Origin of the sequence: Methanosarcina sp. UBA289 (assembly GCA_002496565.1) — an archaeon.
In the GTDB taxonomy this organism is placed as follows: Archaea; Halobacteriota; Methanosarcinia; order Methanosarcinales; family Methanosarcinaceae; genus Methanosarcina.
The window spans coordinates 30,177-55,275 of sequence record DAKJ01000021.1; the positions used below are offsets into that span (position 1 = coordinate 30,177).

The 25,099-nt window shown below is 40.6% G+C and carries 16 protein-coding genes; 9 read left to right on the forward strand and 7 right to left on the reverse strand.

Going from position 1 to position 25,099, the window contains the following annotated elements:
* Positions 1 to 53: 53 nt before the first annotated feature.
* The 4 genes from BP549_RS12385 to BP549_RS12400 form a co-directional block, all read right to left on the reverse strand.
* Positions 54 to 2,240: a DEAD/DEAH box helicase gene (locus BP549_RS12385; protein ID WP_292381061.1), complete on the reverse strand. Its 2,187-nt coding sequence runs from the start codon at positions 2,238 to 2,240 to the stop codon at positions 54 to 56.
* A 475-nt stretch (positions 2,241 to 2,715) separates the two neighbouring features.
* A complete protein-coding gene (locus BP549_RS12390) occupies positions 2,716 to 4,623 on the reverse strand; it encodes a threonine--tRNA ligase (protein ID WP_292381062.1) in 1,908 nt (635 codons plus the stop codon).
* A gap of 315 nt (positions 4,624 to 4,938) precedes the next feature.
* Complete coding sequence (locus BP549_RS12395; RefSeq protein WP_292381064.1) at positions 4,939 to 6,045, reverse strand: AI-2E family transporter; 1,107 nt, start codon at positions 6,043 to 6,045, stop codon at positions 4,939 to 4,941.
* A 203-nt stretch (positions 6,046 to 6,248) separates the two neighbouring features.
* Positions 6,249 to 6,626 (reverse strand): phosphoadenosine phosphosulfate reductase family protein, encoded by a 378-nt coding sequence (locus BP549_RS12400; RefSeq protein WP_292381067.1) that lies wholly within the window; start codon positions 6,624 to 6,626, stop codon positions 6,249 to 6,251.
* A gap of 147 nt (positions 6,627 to 6,773) precedes the next feature.
* Here BP549_RS12400 and BP549_RS12405 point away from each other — a divergent pair, with 147 nt between their 5' ends.
* Complete coding sequence (locus BP549_RS12405) at positions 6,774 to 7,877, forward strand: hypothetical protein (RefSeq protein WP_292381069.1); 1,104 nt, start codon at positions 6,774 to 6,776, stop codon at positions 7,875 to 7,877.
* 207 nt (positions 7,878 to 8,084) lie between these two features.
* Positions 8,085 to 8,861, forward strand: coding sequence for a hypothetical protein (locus BP549_RS12410; RefSeq protein ID WP_292381072.1), 777 nt, complete (start codon positions 8,085 to 8,087; stop codon positions 8,859 to 8,861).
* 136 nt (positions 8,862 to 8,997) lie between these two features.
* Here BP549_RS12410 and BP549_RS15820 read toward each other — a convergent pair whose 3' ends face one another.
* On the reverse strand, positions 8,998 to 9,306 hold the full coding sequence (locus tag BP549_RS15820) for a phosphoadenosine phosphosulfate reductase family protein (RefSeq protein WP_349682383.1): 309 nt from the start codon (positions 9,304 to 9,306) through the stop codon (positions 8,998 to 9,000).
* A gap of 536 nt (positions 9,307 to 9,842) precedes the next feature.
* Here BP549_RS15820 and BP549_RS12420 point away from each other — a divergent pair.
* On the forward strand, positions 9,843 to 10,571 hold the full coding sequence (locus tag BP549_RS12420; protein ID WP_292381074.1) for a hypothetical protein: 729 nt from the start codon (positions 9,843 to 9,845) through the stop codon (positions 10,569 to 10,571).
* Between the two features lie 170 nt (positions 10,572 to 10,741).
* Here BP549_RS12420 and BP549_RS12425 read toward each other — a convergent pair whose 3' ends face one another.
* Positions 10,742 to 13,021 (reverse strand): phosphoadenosine phosphosulfate reductase family protein, encoded by a 2,280-nt coding sequence (locus BP549_RS12425; protein WP_292381076.1) that lies wholly within the window; start codon positions 13,019 to 13,021, stop codon positions 10,742 to 10,744.
* Positions 13,022 to 13,522: 501 nt separating this feature from the next.
* Here BP549_RS12425 and BP549_RS12430 point away from each other — a divergent pair.
* Complete coding sequence (locus tag BP549_RS12430) at positions 13,523 to 14,773, forward strand: NAD(P)/FAD-dependent oxidoreductase (RefSeq protein WP_292381078.1); 1,251 nt, start codon at positions 13,523 to 13,525, stop codon at positions 14,771 to 14,773.
* Between the two features lie 115 nt (positions 14,774 to 14,888).
* Entirely contained in the window at positions 14,889 to 15,041 is a 153-nt protein-coding gene (locus BP549_RS12435; protein ID WP_292373639.1) for a rubredoxin, read from the forward strand.
* Positions 15,042 to 15,068: 27 nt separating this feature from the next.
* Here BP549_RS12435 and BP549_RS12440 read toward each other — a convergent pair whose 3' ends face one another.
* A complete protein-coding gene (locus BP549_RS12440; protein WP_292373637.1) occupies positions 15,069 to 15,245 on the reverse strand; it encodes a hypothetical protein in 177 nt (58 codons plus the stop codon).
* A 364-nt stretch (positions 15,246 to 15,609) separates the two neighbouring features.
* On the opposite strand from BP549_RS12440, the gene BP549_RS12445 reads away from it, so the two are divergent.
* The 4 genes from BP549_RS12445 to BP549_RS12460 all read left to right on the forward strand — a co-directional run.
* Positions 15,610 to 18,246 (forward strand): PAS domain S-box protein, encoded by a 2,637-nt coding sequence (locus tag BP549_RS12445; protein ID WP_292381080.1) that lies wholly within the window; start codon positions 15,610 to 15,612, stop codon positions 18,244 to 18,246.
* A gap of 601 nt (positions 18,247 to 18,847) precedes the next feature.
* Positions 18,848 to 20,560, forward strand: a complete 1,713-nt coding sequence (locus tag BP549_RS12450; RefSeq protein WP_292381083.1) for a hydantoinase/oxoprolinase family protein — start codon at positions 18,848 to 18,850, stop codon at positions 20,558 to 20,560.
* Entirely contained in the window at positions 20,557 to 22,134 is a 1,578-nt protein-coding gene (locus BP549_RS12455) for a histone deacetylase family protein (RefSeq protein WP_292381086.1), read from the forward strand. Before BP549_RS12450 ends, BP549_RS12455 begins: the two co-directional genes overlap by 4 nt.
* A gap of 755 nt (positions 22,135 to 22,889) precedes the next feature.
* A partial coding sequence (locus BP549_RS12460) for a NosD domain-containing protein (protein ID WP_292381089.1) occupies positions 22,890 to 25,099 on the forward strand: 2,210 nt, incomplete at its 3' end.

Consider the following 25,099-nt stretch of genomic DNA (forward strand, 5'->3'; position numbering starts at 1 on the left):
AGTATAAAATGGGAGAATAGTAAAATATTCTCCCAAAATTCTTTTTTATGAAATTACTTCTGTCGAATAATATTTTTGACCCGCCTGTCCCATTCTGTAGACTCAAAAAGTTCCTTCAGTTCAGGGGAATCATCGATGAAGCAGAAGCCCCAGTAAACTGCAGGCAGAAATTCCCTTTTCCAGTGCTCTTTTTTCTTTTTGTCGAGGAACTGGTAGGTTTCCGAAGATGAGAGGCGGCTTACGAACCCAAGCACCTTCACAAGCTCAGGAATTGTTTTCTGGGCTGAACCCAATTTCAGGCATTTAAGTCTGAGACTGTCTATCTTCCGGGTGTCTGGCTCAAAACCCAGAGTTTTTAAGATCCGGTTTTTCTCGGGCATCGAAAGGTGTCCGCCGTTGTATTTAAGGGAATTCAGGGCTTGAAGTTTCAGCAGCCATTCGACTTCCCCGAAAACCTTTGGTTTGTGCTGCCTTGAAACGTCCCCCAACCTGCGGTCTTCATAGGCTTCGCACTTGAGCTTATTTATATTACCTGCGAGCTCTGCAAGCTCTTCTGCGTCCCTGAGTTCTCTGACTCGGAATCTCAGGGTAGCCCGCATGAGCTCACGCTTTTCCCGCTCAAAAGCTCCGACGTCCTTTTCCTCTGTCAGCGCGAGCAAGCGCGAGAAATATTTTGCTCGAATGGAAGTTGGAGGAAGCCTTACCGGGATTTCCCTAATCTGAGCTCTTTTTCTTTTCCCTTTTCCTTGAGGTCCAAGTTCCACTTTCTTAATCTCGATCTTTCCTTCTTCGATTGCCCGAGCTGCATCGCCTTCTGAAAAAAGTTCTTCAAGGCGGATCTCAGGCTGGAGCATCTGCACCTGGTCAACTTTTTCCCCGGAAAAAACTCCTTCCCCAAAACGCTGGTAGAGAGAGTCAATACTATCTGAAATCTCAAAAATATTGCCCTGTTGCTTTCCTGAGATAGAAGAAAGCCTCGTCACCCTTCCGACCTGTTGTTCAAAGAGCCGCATACTAAGAGTGGGACGCAACAAAACAAGGGCTTCAAGTCCAGGAAAATCAAACCCTTCAATCAGCATGCCTACGGTACACAGCACATAGGGGGGTTTTCCTATCTCCCTGAAAGCTGCAAGAATAGCATTTTGTTCATTTTTAGGCAGCTCTGAACTTATAAAAACCGTATCTCTGAACTCACCTTCAGGGGTATAATTCTCAAAATTTACTGGCAGGATAGGCTCGGAGTTCTTTTCGAATTCCTGGATTGAGACTTCCCCATTGAAGACCAAGGAAGTAAGTTTTGCATGGAAAGCATTAATTTCCTCACCGTCAGCCCCTACGCCATAGACACGCTTCCGCACAGGGGCGCAAAACACAAGCGTTTTTGAGTTTTTCTTTTTTATCATAGAATCGTACACGTCTTTTGCAAGCTGGGTTCTACGAACCACCTTTTTCAACTTGTCGGGAGTGCTGCAGTCAAGGAAAAGATCCTGTTTATCAAGCTCGTCAAGCCCTTTTTCAAAATCAAAGATTTCGAAGATATCCTCCGAACTCTCGGCAATCGTATACTTAAGAGGAGCAAGTTCTTCGTCCAGAATGCACTCAGGAAGAGTTTTTGCGTAAACCTCCCTCATATCCCCTGCAATTTCATCCACGAACTTGACATTTCCAACAACCCCCTGGAAGGGAGTTGCAGTCATTCCTAGGATTTTTGTCCTTTCCCCTAGTTCATTAAGGAAATCATTTCCTTTATTGTTGATGAAATTGTGAATTTCATCCACGATTGCAAGGTCAGCAAGTTCAAGAATCAGGTCTTTGATCTCAGAGCTTTGCTTTCCAAGTATGGTCTGAAGCGAGGCAAAAAGCACAAAACCTTTATCCTTTCCCTGCCCGAAAACTCTCAAAGTTTCAGCAAGTCCTTTTCGGTCCACCTTATTCTCGGATGAGAGAAGCGCGCTGTTGGGAAAAAGGGGCTTATTTATCTTCCTGTCATAATAAGTCTGGCTAAGAAGAGGATTGTTTTTCGAGACAAGGAAAAGCACAAGTTTTCCTTCGTCGTAGTACTTTTTCATTATATGTTTAGAAAGAAAGGTTTTACCCCAGCCTGTAGGAACCTTGATATAGCCTCTTTGATTGGTTTCAAAATATTTCAGAATATCCTTAAATATTTTCTTTTTGTCTTCTCTCAATGGCTCAAGCTCGACGGTTTCCATACCGACTGCGGTTTCATTTAAATCTATCATCAGTACGCTGTCCTTACACTTTTCACGGTAGAATTTTTTATATATTGTAGAAACTTTTTATTAAATGCAGAAATCTTTTACACTGTAGAAACTTATTTATATCTGCCTAAAACCAGAAAATGTCTTGCAAAGAGGTTTCTGGAAAACTGGTATAGCCACGCAATAGGAAATGCTGCGTGCACAATAAACCTGATAAGAACTAACTCCCCATAACTTACAAATAACTAATAAAAATTTTATTTAACGAATAAAAATTTTATTTCAGAAAACTTAAGTCATGAGCTTTCGTCTAGAAGTTGAAAAGAATAACTCTGGAACTGCTTTCATTTAAAAAGAATCCTTTTTCAATAATAAGAATTACGCTAATATATATGTTATGCCAAAAAGCCAGAAAGAAGAAGTAAATAAGGAATTTTGCTTCTTCTGGCAGCCTCCGAAAAATATACTTGAAAGAGTTCAGAAGCTTTGAAAATGTTTAGAAGAACTTGGGTCTTACAGAAAGGTATTTTGCAAGCGGCAGTTTCTTGTACGGTTTTCCTGCTATCTCACCTCTTATCCGTGCATTAAGTTCTTCAGGAGTAATTTGAACTTTTTTAGGTTTATCCTGTCCGGATTCCTCCCTTACAGTTACATTAATAGTGCCATCTTCAACTTCTTTATCTCCAATGACCACGACGTAAGGGACCCATTCTCTGCCTGCTTCCCTGACTTTCTTTCCTATTGACAAATCGCGGTCATCGATATCAACCCTGCAGTCCAGTTTCTGTGAAACCTCTTCGGCAAAAGCAAAGTGTTTTTCTGAGATCGGCACAATTCTGACCTGGGTAGGAGAAAGCCATACTGGAAGCATTGGAACCTTTCCTTCTTCGGTCTCCATTGCAGCTTTTTCGAGAAGGGCGTAAATACAGCGTTCGATTGCCCCGCTCGGAGAGCAGTGAAGCACTGTAGGCCGTTCCAGTTTGCCGTCAGCACTTACATAAGAAATATCATATCTTTCGGCGTTTTCCACATCAATTTGGACCGTGGAAAGTGCGCTTGCCTTTGCAAGGGCATCTACGAAGTTAAACTCGAACTTGAGCACGAAGTAGAAGAAACGGGTGTCCCACATCTCCACAAGCACGGGTTTATCAACGGTTTTTGCCATATTGACTATAAGTTCTTTATTCGACTCATAAAAGTCCTTGGTAAAACGTATGGCAACCTCATAATCTTTAACATAAATTCCCATATTTTCAAGTACATTGATACAGAGGTCGTACTGCTGTTTGAACTGATCCACAGCCTGATCCATATCCGCGCAGAGGGTGTGCATGTCAGGCATGGTAAAAGCCCGAAGTCTTCTTAAACCTACAAGCTCTCCCCGCTGTTCCTTCCTGAAACTGTAGCGGGTCATTTCGATCATCCGAAGAGGCAGGTTCCTGTAGGAAATCGTCATGTCGTGGTTCATAAGGAACTGCCCGAAACAGGCTGCAAAACGCAGGAACATCTGCCGCTTGTCGGATTCGATAGAATATTGCCTTGCAGGGAACCTATCCAGATATTTCTTCAGAGTAGGATGGTTCATGTCATACATGATAGGGGTTTCAACTTCCATTGCCCCGAAATCGGTTGCGACATCAAGCACGTAATTTTCAAGGAGGGATTTTACAAGTCTCCCTTTAGGGTAATACCGCATATTTCCGGAGTCCGACCCTGGCTCGTAATCAGCAAGCTCAAGTCTCCGCATAAGCTCCACATGAGGAGGAGCACGTTCAACAGCCCTGCTCTTGGAAATTTCATAATTTACAAACTTCTGAAGTTTGGGGTAAGGTGTAAGGTCGAAATTCTCAACTTCGTGAAGTTCTCCATCAGTGGTAAGGATGCGCCAGTAAGACTTTGCAGTACCTTCGGCTTTAAGGGCTTCGGAGACAACCTCTTCTTTTTCCCCGGACGCTTCAACTTTTCCTGCTGCCTTTGTAGTCTCTTCAGGGCGTATGCTCCTTGAGAGTTCGGAAAGCGGATGCCCTTTACAGCTGATATTAAAAGCCTTATACCACCCGAAAGGAGCACGTTTTACCTCATACTTACCTGAGAGTGCAGTTTCTATTCCTTTCAGTACCTGTACTGCAACTTTCGGAGAAGAAAGGTCAGAACTTAAGTGAGCGTAAGGGTAGAGCATTACACGGTTGGTTTTGACCTGGGCAGCTACCTTTTCGATTTCGGAAACAGTCTTTTCTATTGTTTCCTCAGGATTTGCCTCGTCTACACTTTCAACAGCCATAAAAGCGGTAAGTGCTTCCTCAAGTCTGCCGGACTTTAAGGACTCTTCAATTTTTTCAGCAACTGGAGTTTGTTTTTTGGTTTCGTATTCAATATAATCAGAGTGAATGAGCAATAACTGCATTCTATCACCTGTTTTCGATTAGCTTCGGCGTGGAAATTATTCCGAATTATTTTTCGGTTGAATTTTTCCCGAATTAGCTTCGGTTTAGAATTTTGTCCGAGTTATTTTGGTTGAATCAAATAATTGATTTATGACAGACTGCGGTCTGTACAGTAAGTAGATCTTGGTTAAAGGAGTAAAGAAGAATATATGACAGTCCTAATATCCTTCAATGATATAAAATAATCCCTTTCGATTGATATTTTTGAGCATATCCTGGAAGTGCTCCACGACCTCCAATGTTTTTTAGCTCACTTTCTAAGCTGATTTCGGAAATTACTTTTCCAAGCCAGCCTTATGTGAGTGTCCCAGGTTCTTGAGGTCTGCGCAGGTCTCGGCAAGTTCGGAATGCGTATGTTCCTGATAAACTCTGTAAGCCGCAACCAGAGCACCTAGGAGAATAGGAGCTGCAAAAAAACCTGCAATCCCTCCGACAAAAGCTCCGCCCAGGAAGGCAAGCATAAGCAGCATCGGGTGAATATGGGATTTCAGGCTGGTCAGGTATGGCCTAAGAATCAGTTCTGGAGGGCCATAGATAATGAGGGAGGATACTATAAAGAAAAGGGCTGCACTTTCAAACCCGGATTCAAGGTACCGCATTAAAGCCAGAGGTGCCAGCACCATGTACCCGGCAAAAAGAGGAATTATCGAAGCCATGAAGATAAGGGTTGAAAGTGCAAGCACATGGGGAAGCCCAAAAGCATAGAAAACTAAAACCGAGGTTACGCTTACTATCAAGGCAGAGTAGGCGTTGCCTATGAAAATTCCTTTAAGGATCATATCTAGGTGAAGTGCATAACGGTTCACAACTCCTTTGTACTCTTTTGGTATCACGCCAAGAAAAGCCAGGTAAAGCCGATCCCCATCAGCGAGTATAAAATAACAGAAAATTATTGAGATTATAAAATTTATAAAAAAGAGTCCGATGCTCTGGGCATATGAAAGAAGTCCTACACTGCCTACTGCAGGGAGTAGCGAGGTAAAAAGATCCCATATAGCGGAATTAATTCGTTCTATAATTTTTTCTGGAATGTTTAGAGAATTTATGAAATTCAAAATTGCTGCCGCGACTGCCGTCTGGTTTTCAATAACCCAAGAGACCTGGTTAATGATTTCAATAATGCCTGCCCCGATAATGAATACTATAGGGATGAATATGCAAAGACTGGCAGTAAGAGCTCCGATTTTTCTGTGTTTTTTGAATTTTATTCGGATAGGCCTGGCAATGTAAGCAAAGACTAAGCCCAGTACGATTCCGTCTGCTAGCGGCAGCAGAATTAGAAGTGAAAAGTACAGAAGCAGTGCTACCGCCAGGGCTGCTCCGATTTTCCAGCGGCTGGCGATGATCTGGCTTACTCCATCAGGGGTTTGGCTCGATCTCATTTTTATTTCCGTTTGGATAGGTAGATAATAGCGGTTTTAAGTCGATTTAATAGGTTTAAGTCAAATTGACAGGCTTAAATCAAATATATGCGGAAAATAATATAAGTACAAGATCTAAATTTAATTAGAAAATGCAATATCTAAATATAATTAGGAACTATTTAAAAATATCATAGAGATAAAAAGTCCAGACTTTTGATCAATCACACCTTTGACCTTTGATTCAGGTCAGGTACAAGTTTATCAAAATATCGGGTTATCACACAGGACTCTGTACATTTTCCACATCTGATGCAGGCCTCGCTTACATGCGGAGTTTTTCCATCGAGAGAGGCTGTGCCGACCGGGCAGGCTTTTACACAGATCTCGCAGTTTCGTACAAACTCGACAGTTTTCGGAAACTCAATCCCGGTATTCAAGAAGAAAGCTTTGAGTTCCCTTTGCTTAAGGGAAGTGCGGGCAAGATCAAGCACTACAAGGCTGTTTTTTCTGCCGCTGAAAAACACATAAACAGGCAGGTTTCGATATTCGTTCCTAGAAATAATCCCGCGAATAGTATTGATTGCGTTTTTTTCAAGCACCTGGAGATATTTTGGTTTTACTTCCTATTCTTCTGGCTTTATTCATGGTTTATGAAATTCATACAACGTGTAGAATTTTTTTTTATAGTTGCAGATCGTATTTATTGGTGTATTCAATCTGTATGGTTGGATTTGGAGAAAGAAAAGATGATAAATAGTAAAGATGGAACATTAGTGCTGTGTATTGCTATGGCATTGTGTCTATGTTTGATACCATCAGCAATGGCTTCGACCGAAGAACAGCAAACCACCCAAGTTGAAGATGCTGCTCAGTTAAAGATAGAAGCTTTGGAGGCTAAGCTGGGTGAGGAAGGAATGCAGAAAATTGAAGATTACTTGGCGCTGCAGGCTTCTTTGCCGGATGTAGTTAAACGTATGCCATTTAGAGGACTTGCTTTTGCTGCTACTGATCCTGAAAGTCAAGCCATTAAAATGGAATATATTGATAACTTCAATGTTTCTGAGACTGAGAAAGAGAGGTATAAAGCTGGACTGCAAGACATATGGGATAGGTATCCGGATAAGATCACAAAGGACGACTATGCTTTCATGAGTGAGTTGGGTCCAATGATTGAAGAAGAGGCTTTAAGGGAACATCCAGTTGTTAGGATAATGTGGTCACCAGGTAAATGTCATCCAGATTTTGCTTATTATGCTTGTGATGGGTCTGCTTATAGAAATTATGCTAGAGATGCAGCTGACGACCCAGATGATTCTTGGTTTGAGCTTCCAGGATATCGGTACTATAATCATTACTGGGACGCTGATTGGAATCTAGGAGGTGCACCAGGTAGATGTGATGGTTATGCTGGTACTGCGCAAATCTGGGTTGATAATGGAATGCTGGTGCAAGCACATCAAGATTTTGGACTTGCCAGTCACTATTTGTCGGATACTGGCAATCCATTCCATTCATCTGGAGCAGTTAATCAGATTGGGGATTTTGTGGATAATCTGTTCAGCAGTCAGAATCATGATCTGTATGAAATATACATCTATGATCGGTGGAATACTGGTTATAATTTTGGTGGCTATGTCAGTGGCAATACTCAATCTATTACCGTGACTGATCCAGAACAGGCAGCTAAAGATAATGCCGATTTTAGTGCTCCGTACTTTGATTATATTTGGAATAAAGTGAATGATAACCCTCAGGCATTTGTTTCTGATGCAACTGTTGGATACTATACCGCTCAGTGTGTCCGACAAACTGCAAAATATAACCATGGATTGTATGATTACATCATGTAAAGTTGACATAATCTGAAATCGTGTTTATGTTTAAGTAGATGCCTTTGAAGGCATCTCTTTTTTACTACTATTTTTCCTGTATGTGTTAAATCCAAAAAACGGTGATTGATAACAGGCAAACTATAAATACAGTTACAAAAATTATAATAGGTAATTGAAATATTACTATACTATATTACTATAGATCAAAAGCAAATGGTGATCTAAGTGGATTCTATTAGTCATTTCATTTTAAAAGTTAAGGGGAAAATGCCTTTTGAGGCTCTTCTTTTCATTATGCAACATATATGGCTTGCTATTTTTGTTTCAACATTGGGCATATCGATAGGGTCAGGAATTATCTTTGGTCTAGACATAGTCGCCTTGGTGATAACGCTAGGGATGTTTGCTCTGTTTTTCGTACCTATAGTCTCTATTAGCCAGAATGTTGTTCAGAGCAAGAAGGATATTAGAAAGGTTTTGTGCTGCGTACCTTTACTAATAGCTGCTGTATATCAAACTATAGTAGTTGTGTTTGGATATACTAAATTTATGCTCTATGAATCTCATCCGGACTCTTTGGTTTATGCTTTGCTACTTCCAATTCAGAAGCTGGCGGAAACTGTAATTTATCCTACAACTGATAAAATATTTTATATGGGCTTTCCTTATAACCAGTTGCCTCAATTTATAGCTTACGTTATTATTTTTCCGATCAGTTTGCTTATTTACTTATTGCCTTCGATAGATTATGACAGGAGAAAGATCACAAAAGAGATGAAACTAATTGCTTTGTTACCACTTCTTTGTATTGCTATTCCGATAATCGTGCAGACAGTTAAGATGAGGCTTGGATTGATCAACGAGCTCATGATTCAATTTTTCTGGTCTGAGATAATATCAAACATAAAATTAATGGGATTCTTTCTGTTGATGCCTGCACTAAGTATCTTATATATAAGACACTATCACAGAGTGGTTAGAATTTCTACGGAGAAATTCTAAGATGAATTGGCGAGTTAAAAACACTAAACCAATCACAGAGTTGAACTTGCTTGATTTTGTACTTCAAGTGCATAAGTCCCATAACTATAATCCGAGACTTTTAAAATAAGGTAGAGGTTAATATCCAGACTTTTGATCAATCACACCTTAACCTTTGATTCAGGTTAGGTACGAGTTTATCAAAACATCGGGTTACCACACAGGACTCTGTACATTTTCCACATCTGATGCAGACCTCGCTTACATGCGGAGTTTTTCCTTCTAGAAAGGCTGCTCCTACCTGACAGGCTTTTACACAGATCCCGCGCAGCTTTGTACAAAACTCGACCGCTTCCGGAAACTCAATCACAATGTTCAGGAAAAAAGCTTTGAGTTCTCTTTGCTTAAGGGATGCCCGTGTTAAGTCAAGCACTACAAGACTGTCTTTTCCGCCACTGAAGAACACATAGACAGGCAGGTCTCAGTATTCGTTCTTGGAAATAATCCCGTGAATAGTGTTAATTGCATATTTCCCAAGCACCTGAAGGTGTTTTTTGTTTTACTTCCTATTCTTCTGGCTTTATTCATCATTGTTTATGAAATTGATATGGCACATTGGAAAATTTTTTATAGTCACGTGTCGTGTTTATTGGTGCATTAAATCTGTATGGTTGGTTTTCAGATAGTGTTTTTGAAATATATTAAAACGACCTAAACTCTAAATGTAACTCGGTGAAAATTGAATGCTATCGTTTTTTGGTCTCTAAATTCACACACATTCACCTTTAATTCCTGCACAAAAGTTCAATAAATTTACGTTTAATTGATAACAACAAAAATTGTGAAAACTGAAATTTTACTGCAGAAAGCGGATTTAAAAACAGCGCTCAAGCAAGATTATTGATAAAAGATTATTGATAAAAGGTAAATTTTTCAGTTCATTATAAATTTATAATAAGTAAACTCGATACTACTTTAGAGCAAAAGCAAACGGTAATCTAAATGGATTTTATTGACCGATTCATCATAAAAGTTAAGAAGATAATGCCTTTAGAGGCTCTTCTTTTCTTTCTGCATTATATATGGTTTGCTGTTTTTCTTTTAACAATCTTTGGAGATATAGTCGCCTTGGTGATGACGCCAGGATTGTTTGTTCTGTTTTTTGTACCGATAGTCTCTATTGGACAGAATATTGTTCAGAACAAGAATGATGTCAGAAAGGTTTTGTGCTGTGTACCTTTATTAATTGCTGGTGCGTATCAGACTATAACAGCTGTGGCTGGATATACTAGAGTTATGAACTACGGATCTCATCCTGATTCATTGCTTTATGCCTTGCTCTTTCCAATTCGGAAACTAGTGGAAACTGTAATCTATCCTATGACTGGTAAAATATTTTATATGGGTTTTCCGTATAACCAGCTGCCTGATGCTATATTCTATATTGTCATTCTTCCGGCTAGTCTGTTCATTTACTTACTGCCTACGGTAGATTACGACAAGGCAAAAATTACAAAAGAGATGAAACTTATTGCTTTGTTACCACTTCTTTGCATTGCTATTCCAGTAATTGTGCAGACAGTTAAGATAAGGCTAGGATTAATCGATGAGCTTATGATTCAATTTTTTTGGTCTGAGATAGTCTCAAACATACAACTGATGGGATTCTTCCTGTTGATGCCTATACTAGGTATCTTGTATATAGTGCACTATCATAGGGTGGTTAGATAGAGTAGTTAGAATTTCTACGGAAAAATTCTAAGATTAGTTGGCTAATTAAAAAACACTAAACCATCACAGAGTTGAATTTGCTTGATTTTGTACTTCAAATGCATAAGTCCTATAAATATAATTAGAAACTATTTAAAAATATTATAGAAAAGAGAGATCCAGATTTTTGATCAATCACACCTTAACCTTTGATTCAGGTCAGGTACGAGTTTATCAAAGTATCTGGTCACCACACAGGACTCTGTACATTTTCCACATCTGATGCAGGCCTCGCTTACATGCGGAGTTTTTCCATCGAGAGAGGCTGCGCCGACCGGGCAGGCTTTTACACAGATCCCGCAGCCGGTACAGCGAGAAAGCCTTGTAAATTGCTTTGCCGCCTCCTTAAAAAGCGAAACCGCTTTTTCTTTTGTTTCTGAACTTGCAAGCAGATTCCCATTCGAAAAAAACTTTACAGTTCCGGTTCCGGTTTTAACTAGCAACATTCCCAGGTCTTCCGCATAAACCGTATTTCCGAGGACACTGATGAAACCTGCAGCCTCTTTTTCCCTGATGCCTTTCACTGCCGCTTCTATTGAATAGCCGCCTGCCCGGCAGGGTGAAATCCCTGATACGACTTCAATTTCAAAGTTCTCAACATTTTCTCTTGGAAGCACGGAAATCCCAAGCTCATCAGCCAACCTGAGCATTTTGGGAGGCAGTTCCTTCCAGCGCCAGAACCCATGCTCTATAAATTTTTCAGAAAGCCCTCTGGATTTCGCCCATTCCAGCAGGAAAGCGTTCCACTTCGCGTATATTTCAGGGTGCAGGTCTTTTACCCTGATGTACTCGGCGGCAAGAGCAGACGGGCAAAGCCAGCATCCTACCCTTTCAAAACCAAGGTCATAGAGAGGATTGTAGGGAAGCTGTCTCCAGTGTATGTAAAGCCACACCTCAATTGCCTTCCAATCTCTTATAGGGAAGATATTGAGCTGGGCAGGAACAAATGGGTTTGTTTCGCTTGCTGCAATCCTTGCCCTTGAGAAAGACTCGTGCTTTCGCTTACCGTCTATTGTAAGGTAAGCCACGCCACTGTCTCCTTTTCGAGAGGAGTCTCCTTTTCCTGTCTCGAAGTCTCCTGCCGATGCCAGCTTGCAGACCTTACAGCACCAGCGGAAATCCTTTGCAGGAGGCCCGAATTTTCCTACCTGTTCCCGAAAAGCGGAGCCTGCACTTGCCTCGGTGAGTGGAATTTCTCTTTCCCTGCAAAAGCTTCGCACAAACTCGACAGTTTCCGGAAACTCAATCCCGGTATTCAGGAAGAAAGCTTTGAGTTCCCTCTGCTTAAGGGAAGACCGAGCCAAGTCAAACGCCACAAGACTGTCTTTTCCGCCGCTGAAGGAAACATAGACAGGCAGGTCTTGATATTCTTTCCTGGAAATAATTCCACGGATGGTATTGATTGCGTTTTTCCCAAGCACCTGGAGGTGTTTTTTGTTGGCCTCTACGCATGCCTCAAGATCCGGAGTCTCAGGACGAAGCGAAGCTTCACTGCTGTCAACCTTCCTTATCCTGAGAACTTTTGTCCCGGCTCCAATTGAAGCTTCTAATTCAGTTAGGTTCTCAGGCTCAGACGGGGTTTTAATATTCAGAAAGTCCACTCCGTCAATTAAAGAAACCCCATAGCCTGTAAGGCTTCCTGCGGTAACAAGGACAAAATCTCCGGCTTTTATATTGCTATCAAAGGCCTCAATTGATTCTGCTGCCACACTTTTTCCATTAAGGTGCCGGTTTGTTTTCTTAAGTTCGACTTTCCTGCCTTCGGCGCATTTCAGGAGAATTTTTGCGCCCTGGAGCGAAGGTTCAAAACTGTAATCCATTTTCGAAAGCTCAAACCGGAGAAATCCGAAAATAAATCCGTCTACGAGCACTTCGTCGGTTTTATCCTCACCAGGAATTTTATTTAGAAGAATAAGTTTCTCGCCCAGAGGATTGCAACCAAAAGCTGAATAAAGCTGCCTGTCCAGGACTTCTCGCTCGTAAGGGGAACAAAAACGGATGTCTGCAGGCTGGGAGAGCTGAAGGACTTCCCCTTTGCTTCCGCATCTTCCGCATTTTTCCCCGATCAGTGGCAGGTTACATTTTCCGCACCAGAAAATATGATCGTCTTCATACTCAAAGCGCTGGAAGTTCTTTTTCTTAGAGGAAACTGAATCCGGATTTTTTTCAGAGCCAGAACTCTTGCTGAAAGCGTGCTTTCCCTCAGAAGGCTTTCCTTTAAAATCTGTGTATTTGTTTTTTCCCCTGTTTTTTTGGGTCTGAGAATCCTTTCGACCCGAAGTCCTTGGAGTTTTATTATCTAAAGCCCTTGAAGCTTTATTATCCGAAATCCGGGCTTTTTTTGTGCCCTGATTACTTTTATCTGGCTTCTTTGGGCCAGAATCCTGGAATTTTTCTTTTTTCTGTTGCATAGAAACCCTGATTAGTGGTTTGAAGAAATCGTTAAATATTTGATCGTTCAGTTTTATGGTTCAGTCGCACGGTGAATGCATTTATCAATATATCAAGATTGTGAAGCGTGGAAAGCTTTTCAGATCTAAATATAGTTTATCTAGCACTTTAAGCACTACTCAAGATTAATTGGATTAATTAGAAACTCGTCAGCTCAATAAAGAGCTGGCTTGACTCATGAAGAGTAATTTGATCGGCAAACAGGGTATGTTAAACGATAAAAGAATTATTATAATAGTTAAAAGATCATTGTTATCAACAAAATCCACGTGTCAGAATAAATATAATATTATCTAGTGTCAGAATAAATATAATATTTATCTGTATAATATTATGCAAATCACGTTTATCTGAAACTGCATTTTTTATATATAAAAGTTGTAATTTTACTTATATTTAGGAATTATGAGTATATCAAGCTTCCTGCTATTGTAAGGGCTTATTCTCGAAGGTAACACGGTATGAAATATGATGTCGTTGTAGTTGGAGCCGGGCCTGTGGGATCCACTGCAGCTCGCTATGCGGCCATGAATGGAGCAAAGGTTCTAATGATTGAGGAGCATGCCTTCATAGGGTCGCCTGTAGGCTGTACCGGACTCTTGAGCACCAGAGCGGTTGCAGAATGCGAGCTCAAGCCCTCGGATGAGTTTGTGTTCAATTCCGTACGCGGAGCCTTTGTACATGCTCCGGATGGGCAATGCCTGCCAATCGATGGAAAGCAGACCAAGGCATACGTGGTTTCGCGAAAGAACTTCGACCGCGCCCTTGCAGTAATGGCTGCTGAAGAAGGTGTGGAACTATCTCTCAGGACAAGGGCTGTGGGATTAGAAAAACCGGATGCGGAATTCAAAAAGGAAGGACAAAAAAATCCTCAGATAAAACTCAGAGTAATCAGAAACGGAAAACCTGAAACAATCTGCACATCTGTCGTGATAGGGTCAGACGGCGTAAAAAGCCGGATAGCCAGCTATGCTGGACTTAAAAAACCTGCCCGCGTACTTCCGGGAATCCAGATTGAAGCCCCATATGCTTCGGAAAATAGTGACTTTGTAGAACTTTTCCCAGGTTCCTTTGCTCCCGGTTTTTTTGCTTGGACCGTACCTGTTAACGAAAAAATTTCAAGAATCGGGCTTGCACTTGAACCCGGACTTGCCTGGAAAGATGGGCAGGAAGATTGCTCTCCTCTTTCATATCTTGAAAAACTCCTTCGCTCCAATCCTCATTTAAAAGCTAGATACTCAGGAGGTATGCTTGATTTTGTAGTAGGAGGAATCCCTATAGGGCCTCAGGAGAAAACAGCGTCGGATGGAGTTTTACTAGTTGGTGATGCTGCCGGACAGGCAAAGCCGACTTCAGGAGGGGGAATCTATACCGGAGCTTTTGCGGCAAAAATCGCTGGAAAGGTTGCTGCACAGGCTGCCCTTGAAGGAGATACCTCAGCAGAGAGGCTTTCCGAATATGACCAGCTCTGGCAAAAGGGCCTTGGAAAAGAACTTGAGATAGGCATGAAAATTCATGACTACATCGGAAAGCTGGAAGACAGGCAGTTCAATGACCTTATAGGTTCACTAAATACTCCTTCGATTCTGAACACCATTACCGAGTATGGAGACATGGACCATCCTTCTATCCTTCTGAGAAAGCTAATGTTTTCAGGAAATTCCTTAAGACTTATGAAAGCTTTTGGAACCTTCTTAAGAACGCTCTTTTGACATGCTAGTAAAGTCCCTTAAGATTCAGGCTTTTTTCATTTCGCCGGCTTCGGCTTAAAGAAATAGAATGGGTTTTTTAAAATTAACTGGGGCTTATATAAGCAGGACGATTTGAATGTACAGATGCAACAAATGTGGATACCTTTACAACCCTGATTACGGGGACTCCTCACAATCCATAGCTCCGGATACGCCTTTTCAAAGACTCCCAAAGCCGTGGAAATGCCCTAGATGTGGAGCCCCTAAAGAGAAATTCAACAAAATTTGATACTAATCCTTCAAAAAATGGTGTATATTAAAAATTCTCTTCGCTCATCCTGTTTCTTTCAAAGTTAAGAATTTTTCTGATGATTATTTTTTTAGACCCGACCCAAAGCTCCTCATTTTCAGGGTAATTTTCCTTCGCATACTCAAAAAGCTCATTTACGCTCATATCATCAAGTTTTCTCTTGAGTAAATTAAAATCTTCCACAAAAACACCTTCTTTATAAATTTAAGCTTTAATCTAGCTTTCAATACTTGTCTTTATCTTGTTAAAGTGCAGATTCAAAGATAGCAGGTTTTTTATAAATATTTATAGTTAATTGTCTGGACTCAATAAATCTTTACCTTGAACATATATAATAAATTTAATGCAAATTAGCAGAATATTAATATGTTAAGAAATTTAAACATAGTTATAGGATAGTACTTAAAAAATCAACCTGAAATTTGAACTCTGACACAAAAACCTTTAAAGTTGACAAAAAATTTACTAAAGTGGTATAGAATCAGGAACAGGTGACCCTGGCATAAATCAGAACAGCAGTACAGATGCAGAAACCGAAGAAAACTGGATGAGAGAATTTCTTTTAAATAGCCCTGACCCTATCCTGAGAATTGGAACAGAAGGAACGGTTCTTTACGCAAATAAGGCCGGAATATCCCTACTTGAAACTATTAAAAGCCAGGTTGGGGAAAAAGCTCCTGCTGAAATCCTGAAGGACGCCAAGCGAGTAGCAATTCGAAAGAAACCCGCGCAGACTGAACTAAAAGCAGGCGGAAAAATTTATTCAATTGTTTTTACTCCCTTGCTTGCATCCGAAGGCACGATCGTCTCTGCATTTGAGATCACTGCCCTCAAGCAAACCGAGGAGAAACTGCTTTTAAGAAAACGAGAGCATGAGGTACTTTCTCAGATTTCCTTTTTATCTTTCAAAATTCAGGGTTTTCAAGCTCTGCTTTATCAAGCCCTGCCTATGATTGCCGCTACTCTTGGCGCAGAATACTGCAGCGTCCTGAAACTTTTACCTGATGGAAATTTTATATATGAGACAGGAATCGGCTGGAAGCTAGAGAATACAGGTAGGATCATTAAAAAAGATTCAGCTTCAAGAGCAGGCTACACCGTACTTTCAAGCCGACCTATTCTGCTAGAAAAGCTGGATAGGAATAATTCCATTAGAACAATGGGCCTTGAAGAAGGTCAGGATATAATCAGTGGTATAAGTGTGCTCATAGGAAGTATTGAAAAGCCATATGGAATACTGACAGCTCACAGCACGAGAAAGGAGAAATTTACCGAAGAGGATACTTGTTTCTTAAATGCAGTTGCAATAATCTTTTCATTTACAATTCAAAGAAAAGAAGTAGAAGCCGCACTCCAAGACAAAGTGTATTTCCTGGAAACGCTACTGGACACTATCCCGGCTCCCGTGTTCTACAGGGACAGAGAAGGCATTTATCAGGGCTGCAACGAGCTTTTTGCAAAAATGATTTTCGGAAATTCAAAAGAAAAAATAGCTGGACACTCCACTTACGACCTTTTCAGAACAAAATCTTCAGAACTTGATGAAGTTTATGAAAGAATGGACAGGCAGCTCTTCCAGAAAGGAGGAAACCATGTTTACGAATCCAAAGTATTGTGCTCTGATGGGCTAAAAAGAGACTTCATTTTCAATAAGGCCATATACAAAAGCTTCTGCGGGACTGTAGAAGGGCTTATTGGAGTAATGCTTGACATTACAGGGCGCAAAAAAATGGAAGAGAAGTTGCGAAAAAGTGAAGAAAGATACCGCCTCATTGCAGAACAGACAGGGCAGCTAATATATGAAATTGATTTGAGAAACGGCAATGTTGAGTGGGCAGGAGCAATTGAAGAGCTCACAGGCTACAACAATAAAGAAATTGAGAATCTTGATTTTTACGACTGGCTTGAACATATTCATCCCGAAGATTATAGAAGAGTACAGCAATCATTGAAGAATTGCTGGAATACAGGAGATAAGTTCAATGGGGAATTCAGGTTCAAGCGAAAAGATGGAAGCTATTTTTATGTAAAAAATAAAGGAATATTTCTGAGAGATGAAGAAGACCGCATGTGCCGGGCTCTTGGGGCAATGGTAGACATTACCGAAATTAAACAGTCTTCAGAAAAATTGAAGGAAAGCGAAGAACTCTATAGGTCATTTTTACAGAATTTCAAAGGAATTTCGTTTAAACTTGACAGGGATCTTAAGCCCCTCTTTCTTGAAGGAGCCCTCAAAGAAATAACCGAGTATACAGAAGAAGAATTTCTCTCAGGCAGAATAAGTTTCCTTGACCTAGTTGCCCCGGAAGACAGATCGATATTCGATAGAAATAGAAAAAAAATGGCATTATCTCCAAATTCGATTATAGAGTACGAGTACAAGTTCAGGCGGAAGGATGGAAGTGTAAGGTGGGTCCATGAATTAATCCACAATGTTTGCAACGATTCAGGAGAAAACATATCTTACCAGGGATATGCCTATGACATTACCCAGAGGAAGAAAGCTGAGGAAACTCTTGAGAAAGCCGAGAAAATCAGCATGAGGGAGATCCACCATCGGATAAAGAATAACCTTCAGATAGTTTCCTCTCTGCTAAGCCTTCAGGCTGACAAGTTTAAAGATAAGGAGGTTATTGAAGCCTTCAGGGAAAGCGAAAACCGTGTAATTTCAATGTCCATAATCCATGAAGAACTCTATAAGTCAAAGGATGCGAAAAGTATTGATTTTGCAGCATACCTAAGGAAATTGACTGCGGACATTCTGCATTCTTATAAGATAGGAGACGAGAAGGTCAAGCTTATCCTTGAAGTGGACAGTACACTTCTTGGAGTTGATACCGCAATTCCGCTGGGAATCATAATTAATGAACTTTTCTCAAACTCCCTTAAATATGCTTTTCCAAAAAGTGAAGAAGGAAAGGTCAGGATTTCCCTTTACCGAAATGAAGACGAATGTCAAAAAACAGGCGAAGACATTGAAAAGAAAGGCACAGAAAAGTCCTCTAGGTTTACGCTCATCTACTCAGACAACGGGACTCGTTTTTCGGAAAAAGTAGATTTTAAAAATCCGAAAACTCTAGGTTTGCAGCTTGTAAAAGCTCTCGTTGAGCAGATTAACGGAACAATAGAGCTTGAAATAGGGAAAGAAACAAAATACACTATCAGATTCGAGGATAAGGGATGATCCTAAAAAAATATAAAAAATGCCTCCCGTACCTTACATTTCGATTAATTCCGCTTTCAAAAAAGAAATTGAGCTTTCAAAAAAGAAATTGAATAAGGTTCTCTTAATTTAATTTACTTGATCTGGTTTTGTTAATTTGATTCTCTTTTCACTTATTCTAAAATCAATCTTTTATAAAAAGCATTTTTCAATTCAGAAAGTTTTTGTCATATAAGCTTAGAGTCATATAAGCTTAGAAATAGTATCCCTATGCATCAAATTTTTTTAAATAAGTTTGATCAAAAACGGAAACTTTTTCAAAAAAGTTTTACCAAAACTTTGTCAGAGACTTGACATAACAAATTGAACCAGATAACACAGCTTCTATACTAAGAACTTTCTATACTAAGAACTCATATGCAACTTGATACCAGCTAAACTTGATTTATCTGGAACTCGTTATCAGTTGAAACTGGAAATTATTTTTGATACAGCTGGGAACTGATATTTTTGAAATTTAATATCGATTAATATTTGATGAAATAAGAATTATCGATTGATATTTGATAAAATAAAAATAAGAGACTAAAGAATAGACTTAGCGAGGATAGGCGAATTGTGAATGCTAATAGGAATTGATGTCGGAGGCACTACCACGGATGCAGTGCTTATCCGAAATGGGAAAGTATGCAGTACTGCCAAGGTTTCCACTGAGCCCGGAAATCTTATGAATTCCTTACTTGAAGCCCTTGATGCAATAAGCAGAGATGTTGATCCTGAGCAGCTGGAAAGGGTGGTATTCAGTACAACCGTGATAACAAATCTTATCGCCGAAGGCAAAACTGACCGTGTAGCCCTGGTTCTGATCCCGGGACCTGGGATTAATCCGGCAAGTTATACATATCCTGACAGCTTTTTTCTGAAAGGGGCTATGGATTACAGGGGAAGGGAAATTCATCCCCTTGACGAAGCCGAGATCAGGAAAACTGTAGGTTTGATCCGGGAATCAGGATTTTCGAGAGCAGCCATTATAAATAAATTCGGGCAGAGAAATCCTTTCCATGAACTCAGGATAGAGGAGATCTTTAGAGAGATTTATCCGGAATGTAAACTTGAACTTGGTCACAAAGTTTCGGGAAAGCTGAATTTTCCAAGAAGGATAGCAACTGCAATGCTTACCTCTGCTACAAGGGGACATTATATAGAATTTGTTGAGAAAATCAAGAAATCCCTTGAGGAGAGAAATATCCGAGCTCCAGTGTATATTCTAAAAGCCGACGGAGGAACTCTACCGGTTGAGAAATCAATAGAATTTCCTGTGGAAACTATCTTTTCGGGCCCTGCTGCCAGTACAATTGGAGCTCTTGCCCTTACTCCGGAGGGACAGACCTCAGTAGTAGTGGATATCGGAGGAACTACCACAGACCTTGCATTAATTCTTTCAGGCAAGCCCCTTATGGCTTCTAAAGGCGCAAAACTTGGAGGTTTCCTGACACATGTCCGGGCCTTTGCAGTCCGCTCGATAGCTGTGGGTGGAGACAGTGTTGTAAGGGTTAAGGACTCGGATACCGGCACAAAACAGATAACAATAGGCCCTTATAGAGCAGGCCCGGCTTACTGCATGGGAGGAAAAGAAACTACTCCGACTGATGCTCTGAAATTTCTCGGGCTTATTGAGGTAGGAAACCCCGAAAGTGCAGGAGAAGCGATAAAAGCCATGGCTTCAGCCCTGGGAAAATCCGAAACTGAAACCGCATCCCTGATTGTTGATAAAGTTGCGCAGAGGATTGCTGACGCAGTCAATGAAATGTTTTTTGAATGGGAACAGGAGCCTGCTTACAGGGTATGGGAAGTCTTGCAAGAAAAGGAGGCAAGACCTGAGAATGTGGTCGGAATAGGAGGAGGGGCGAAAGGGCTTATTGCCGAGATTGCGAAAAAACTTGATGCAAAGCCGGTTATTCCCGAATATGCCGAGGTGGGAAATGCAATCGGGGCAGCTGTTGCAAGGCCCACACTTACTCTGAACCTGCACATTGACACTGAACAGAAAGTCTACTCCGTCGCCGAGGAGGGGGAGATTGTCAGTCTAAACACAACAAACTTTGGGAATTTCAATAAAATCCGTCTCGATGAAGCTGAAGCCATGGCTGCAGAACTCTTGAGGGAGCGTGCGGAAAACTTTGGAATCTCCGAGTATGCGGACGAAGCCGAAGTTGTTAATAGTGAAGTTTTCAATGTCGTTAACGGCTGGTATACTACAGGGCGACTTTTTGACGTGAATATGCAGATTCCTGCAGGCCTGATTCCGGAATGGAAAAGGAGGGAAAATGTATGAAACTGGGGCTCGGAAGACTCAGGGATGTACTGAAAACCGGCTCAGGTTCCGGAGAAGGGGAGAAAAAGCAGGTTGAAGGAAAAAATAAAGCCGAGAAAGAAGAAATGCAGACGATAAATGAAGAAAATAAGCCTGAAATATCCGAGAGAAATGAAGGGAATACAATGGAATTGAGAAAGGCAGGGCTGGAATCGAAAAAAGAACCTTTATCCCCGGCAGACCGCACTGGAGCCGATAAGACAGGACTTATTTTCTTCCCTGCCTTTGACTGGGCGATTTCGCCAACCCATCCAGAAAGAGAAGAGCGCCTTCTCTATACCAGAGACCAGATCTTTGAAGAGGGCCTGATGGACCTGCCAGAAATAGCCGAATATAAACCCCGCCTTGCAGAGTACAGGGATATTGCTAGAGTTCACTTCTGTGTGCCTGATATAAAAGCCCAAGCTACAACCCCTCATCTGATCGCAGCAGGCAGTTGCCTGGTGCTTGGGGATGCCCTTATGAAAGCCGAGGTCAAAAACGCTTTTGCGCTTATCCGCCCACCTGGCCACCATGCAATGACTGTAGCACATGGGAACCGGGGATTTTGCAATATCAATAACGAAGCTATCCTTGTCGAGTACCTGAGGAAAAAATACGGGATCCGCAGGATTGCAATTGTGGATACTGATGTGCATCACGGGGATGGAACCCAGGAGATTTTCTATAATGATCCTGATGTGCTTTTTATCTCCTTCCACCAGGACGGAAGGACCCTTTACCCGGGTACGGGTTTCATAAATGAACTGGGAGGCCCAAAAGCCCTTGGAAGGACGATCAATATTCCTCTGCCGCCCGGTACCCCTGATGAGGGAATACTTTACGTGCTCGATACTCTGGTGCTTCCGATTCTTAAGGACTTCAAGCCCGAACTTGTCCTGAATTCTGCAGGACAGGATAATCATTATACCGACCCTCTCGCAAATATGCGCTTTTCCGCACAGGGATACGCGAAACTGAATGAGAAGCTTGCCCCTGATATGGCCGTGCTTGAAGGAGGTTATGCAATTCAGAGTGCTCTGCCTTATGTTAATACAGGCATAATCCTTGCAATGGCAGGGCTTGATTATTCCTGCGTAAGGGAACCTGACTTTAAGCCAGGCATGTTTGTCCAGGCTGCAAGGGATAGAAAGACCCTGGAAGAAGTAGTTGCAGCCCAGCTTGAAAACTGGAAAAACAGAGACAGGCTTGTAGAGTCTGAGGTGGCAAAACACGGGGACTTTTACCGCCGGAAGAAACAGATCTTTTACGATACGGATATGATTCAGGAGTTCCAAGAAGAAACGATACGGATGTGCCCTGACTGCCAGGGATACAAAACCATAGACTCCCATGCCCATAGAAGTGGAGATGATACCAGGATCTTCGGCGTTTCAATTCCGATCTATGCCTGTAAGAACTGTCAGGCTGAAGCCAGGGAAGAGTACAGGAAAAGTCTAAATCATCCGGAATACGAGTACGTCTACCTACAGGATAAAAAAGAAGACGAATATAGAGCATATAATACGAGGACAAAGCAGGAAATAGCTTATTGAGACCAAAAAAGACTTTCCGAGTAGAATAAGAATATTAAAAGATATATAGGTCTTTTTTTCTTCATTTTTTTGCATTTCTTTTTTGTATTTCTTTCTCTTTTTTCTTCCTCTTTTTCATCTTTCTTAATTTAGCTGTTATCCGGGTCTAAACTTTATGAATGAGAAAAATAGAGGAATATATACATATTTTTTATGATATAATTTGTAAAGAGGATACTATTTTTTAGAGAAACTTACTAAATATATTAATTTTACCCTTGAGATTCAAAGAATCATGTTTTTCGTAGGTTCAATGAAAATTAAAAACGTGAATGGGTGGCCTGAAAGGAGCTAAAAATATGTATCTTCTATCATTATGCCAGCAGTCAGGTAGGTTAAGGAGAAAACGAAATGTAGTCAGTGTTAACTTATTTTTGTCTTATATAAACAAAAAAAGATATTGGAAAATAAAAGAAGGTAATTGGTAGAAATCAAGAGAGGATTCCGGTAAGCTATGGCGTCATTTTGAAATTCCAATTTTTATTATTTTTATTATATTCATATACATGGTAATTAAAACCGACATGTTTATATTGTATTTGTAATTAGATTATAATTAATTTAAGAAAGTTATATTTCTAATTTCTTTTACCTGTAGGGAGGAATATGAAATAAACAGAATAAAATTTCTATTACTAACCTTTTTAATATTCACGCTAAGCTCCTATATTGGAGCAGCGGCTGAGGTTCATCCAGGAGGTTCAATCCAAGCCGCTGTGAACAGTGCAAACCTTGATGGTGATACGATTATCGTATACCCGGGAACCTATACTGAAAATATTGAGATTACTAAAAATAGTAATCTGGTACTTATCGCAGCGTCGGAGATTGATAAAACAATAACTAATGAAACGATAATTGTTTCCAATAACACAAATAAAAGTGTGATATCTGCTAGCTCAGTACCCAATTTAGTAATAAAAGGGTTCACGATCAGCGGAGCTGCAACAGATTTATCAGGAATTTATCTACGTAGCTGCAATAATGCAACCATTGAGCATAACAAATTTTTAAATGATGCAATGGGAGTATATGTACGGTCTTCCTTGAATACTACTATACGCAGCAATACAGCTATCAAAACAAGTGGAGTTGGAACTGGTAGAGGAATTAACATTGAGGGATCCGATTTAACCGCTGTTTCGAGCAACACGGTTTCAAATCATAGGTTTGGGATTTATCTTTCCGGATCCAGGCTTAGTACTGTCTCAAGAAATTCTATAAGCCAGAGTACTAACGACAGTATAGTTCTTGAAAAAGCATCAAACAATAATACCTTCGAAAACAATATAGTAAAATCAAATGCAAGATATGGAATTTCTCTTTCGGATTCAAGTAACAATGTCCTGAGAGGTAATAAAGTATACAATGGAACCAATGGAATTAACCTAGTAACATCTCCTGAGAATATAATTTCAGGTGCCATCTCACGTAACAATGTAGTTTCAGGTAACACCGTAGATTTCAGCAGTCAACACGATATTATGCTGGATAACACAAGCTACAACAATCTGATAAGTAATACGGTTTCAAGCAGCCAATACGGAATAGCTGTAAGGTCTTCTCACAATAACAAACTGACCGGCAATACTGCATATAACAATAGTATAGGCCTTTACATAACTCTGGGATCCAGCGGGAACACAGTTTCGGGCAATAAAGCAAATTCAAACAGAGGTTCCGGTATTAGTCTATATAGAGTCAGGGATAACATTGTTGAAAACAACGAAGCAAATTTGAACATCAACCAGGGTATCATTCTGGACAATTCAAGCAATAATAAAGTGTTCAACAACAGTGCATCCAAGAACGCTAGAGGCATTTATGTAAGTTCATTGTCTAGCAGGAACACACTTTCAGGCAACACTGCAAATTCTAACACTGGTAATGGTGGCATCGGAGCTGACGGTATTCTTCTTGAAAATTCAAGTGATAATGATGTTACCGACAACATTGCAAATCTGAACGGTAGGAATGGAGTCTATGTGACAAGTTCCAATAACAGTGACCTGATCAACAATACGGCGCAGAAAAATAAAATGGGTATCACCCTTTCCGGGTCATTAAATAACACGATTTCTAAAAATACAGTTACTGATTGCACTGATTCTGGATTATATCTCACGGTTTCCAGTAATGCAACCCTTTACAATAATGTAGCTTATGGAAATGGAGAAGGCATTACTCTTGACTCCTCTGAGAACAATGAAATTTCAGGCAATAACGTTAGTTTAAACGGTAACGGAATTTACATGTGTCCCAGAAGCTATGGAAATAAGGCTTATGATAACTATTTCAATAATATTGAAAGTAATGGAAACATAAGAAATAACAGAAGCACTTGGTACATCGAAAAGAAAGCAGGTAAAAATGTTATGGGTGGAAAAACCATTGGAGGAAACTTCTGGGGAACCCCGGCGAGGATGGGATTCTCAGAGAATATGTCTAACTCTGATGAAAACGATGACGGTATTATTGATATTAATGTCCCCTTCGTTTCAAGCAATGGTATCGTTTCCTCAGTCAATGGAAATATTACAGACAACTATCCGCTGATACGTGTGGTGCTGCCTACCGCAAACTTCGATGTCAACACCACAAAAGGTATTGCCCCTCTAGCGGTTCAGTTTACGGATCGCTCACAGGACGCAACATCGATAATCTGGGATCTTGGTGACAAAAGCCCGAACAATACCAATAAAAGCTTTGTCCACGTGTACGAAAAGCCGGGAACTTATACTGTCACTCTGACAGCAAGTAACAAAAATGATAATTCTTCAAAAACTATGCAAATAGTTGTAGAGAAATTTTTAATTTATCCTGTTGCAAACTTCAGCGCCAATGTAACGAGCGGCTATGCTCCTCTTTCTGTCCTGCTTACGGACAAATCGCAAAATGCAACTTCAAGGAACTGGGATATTGGCAA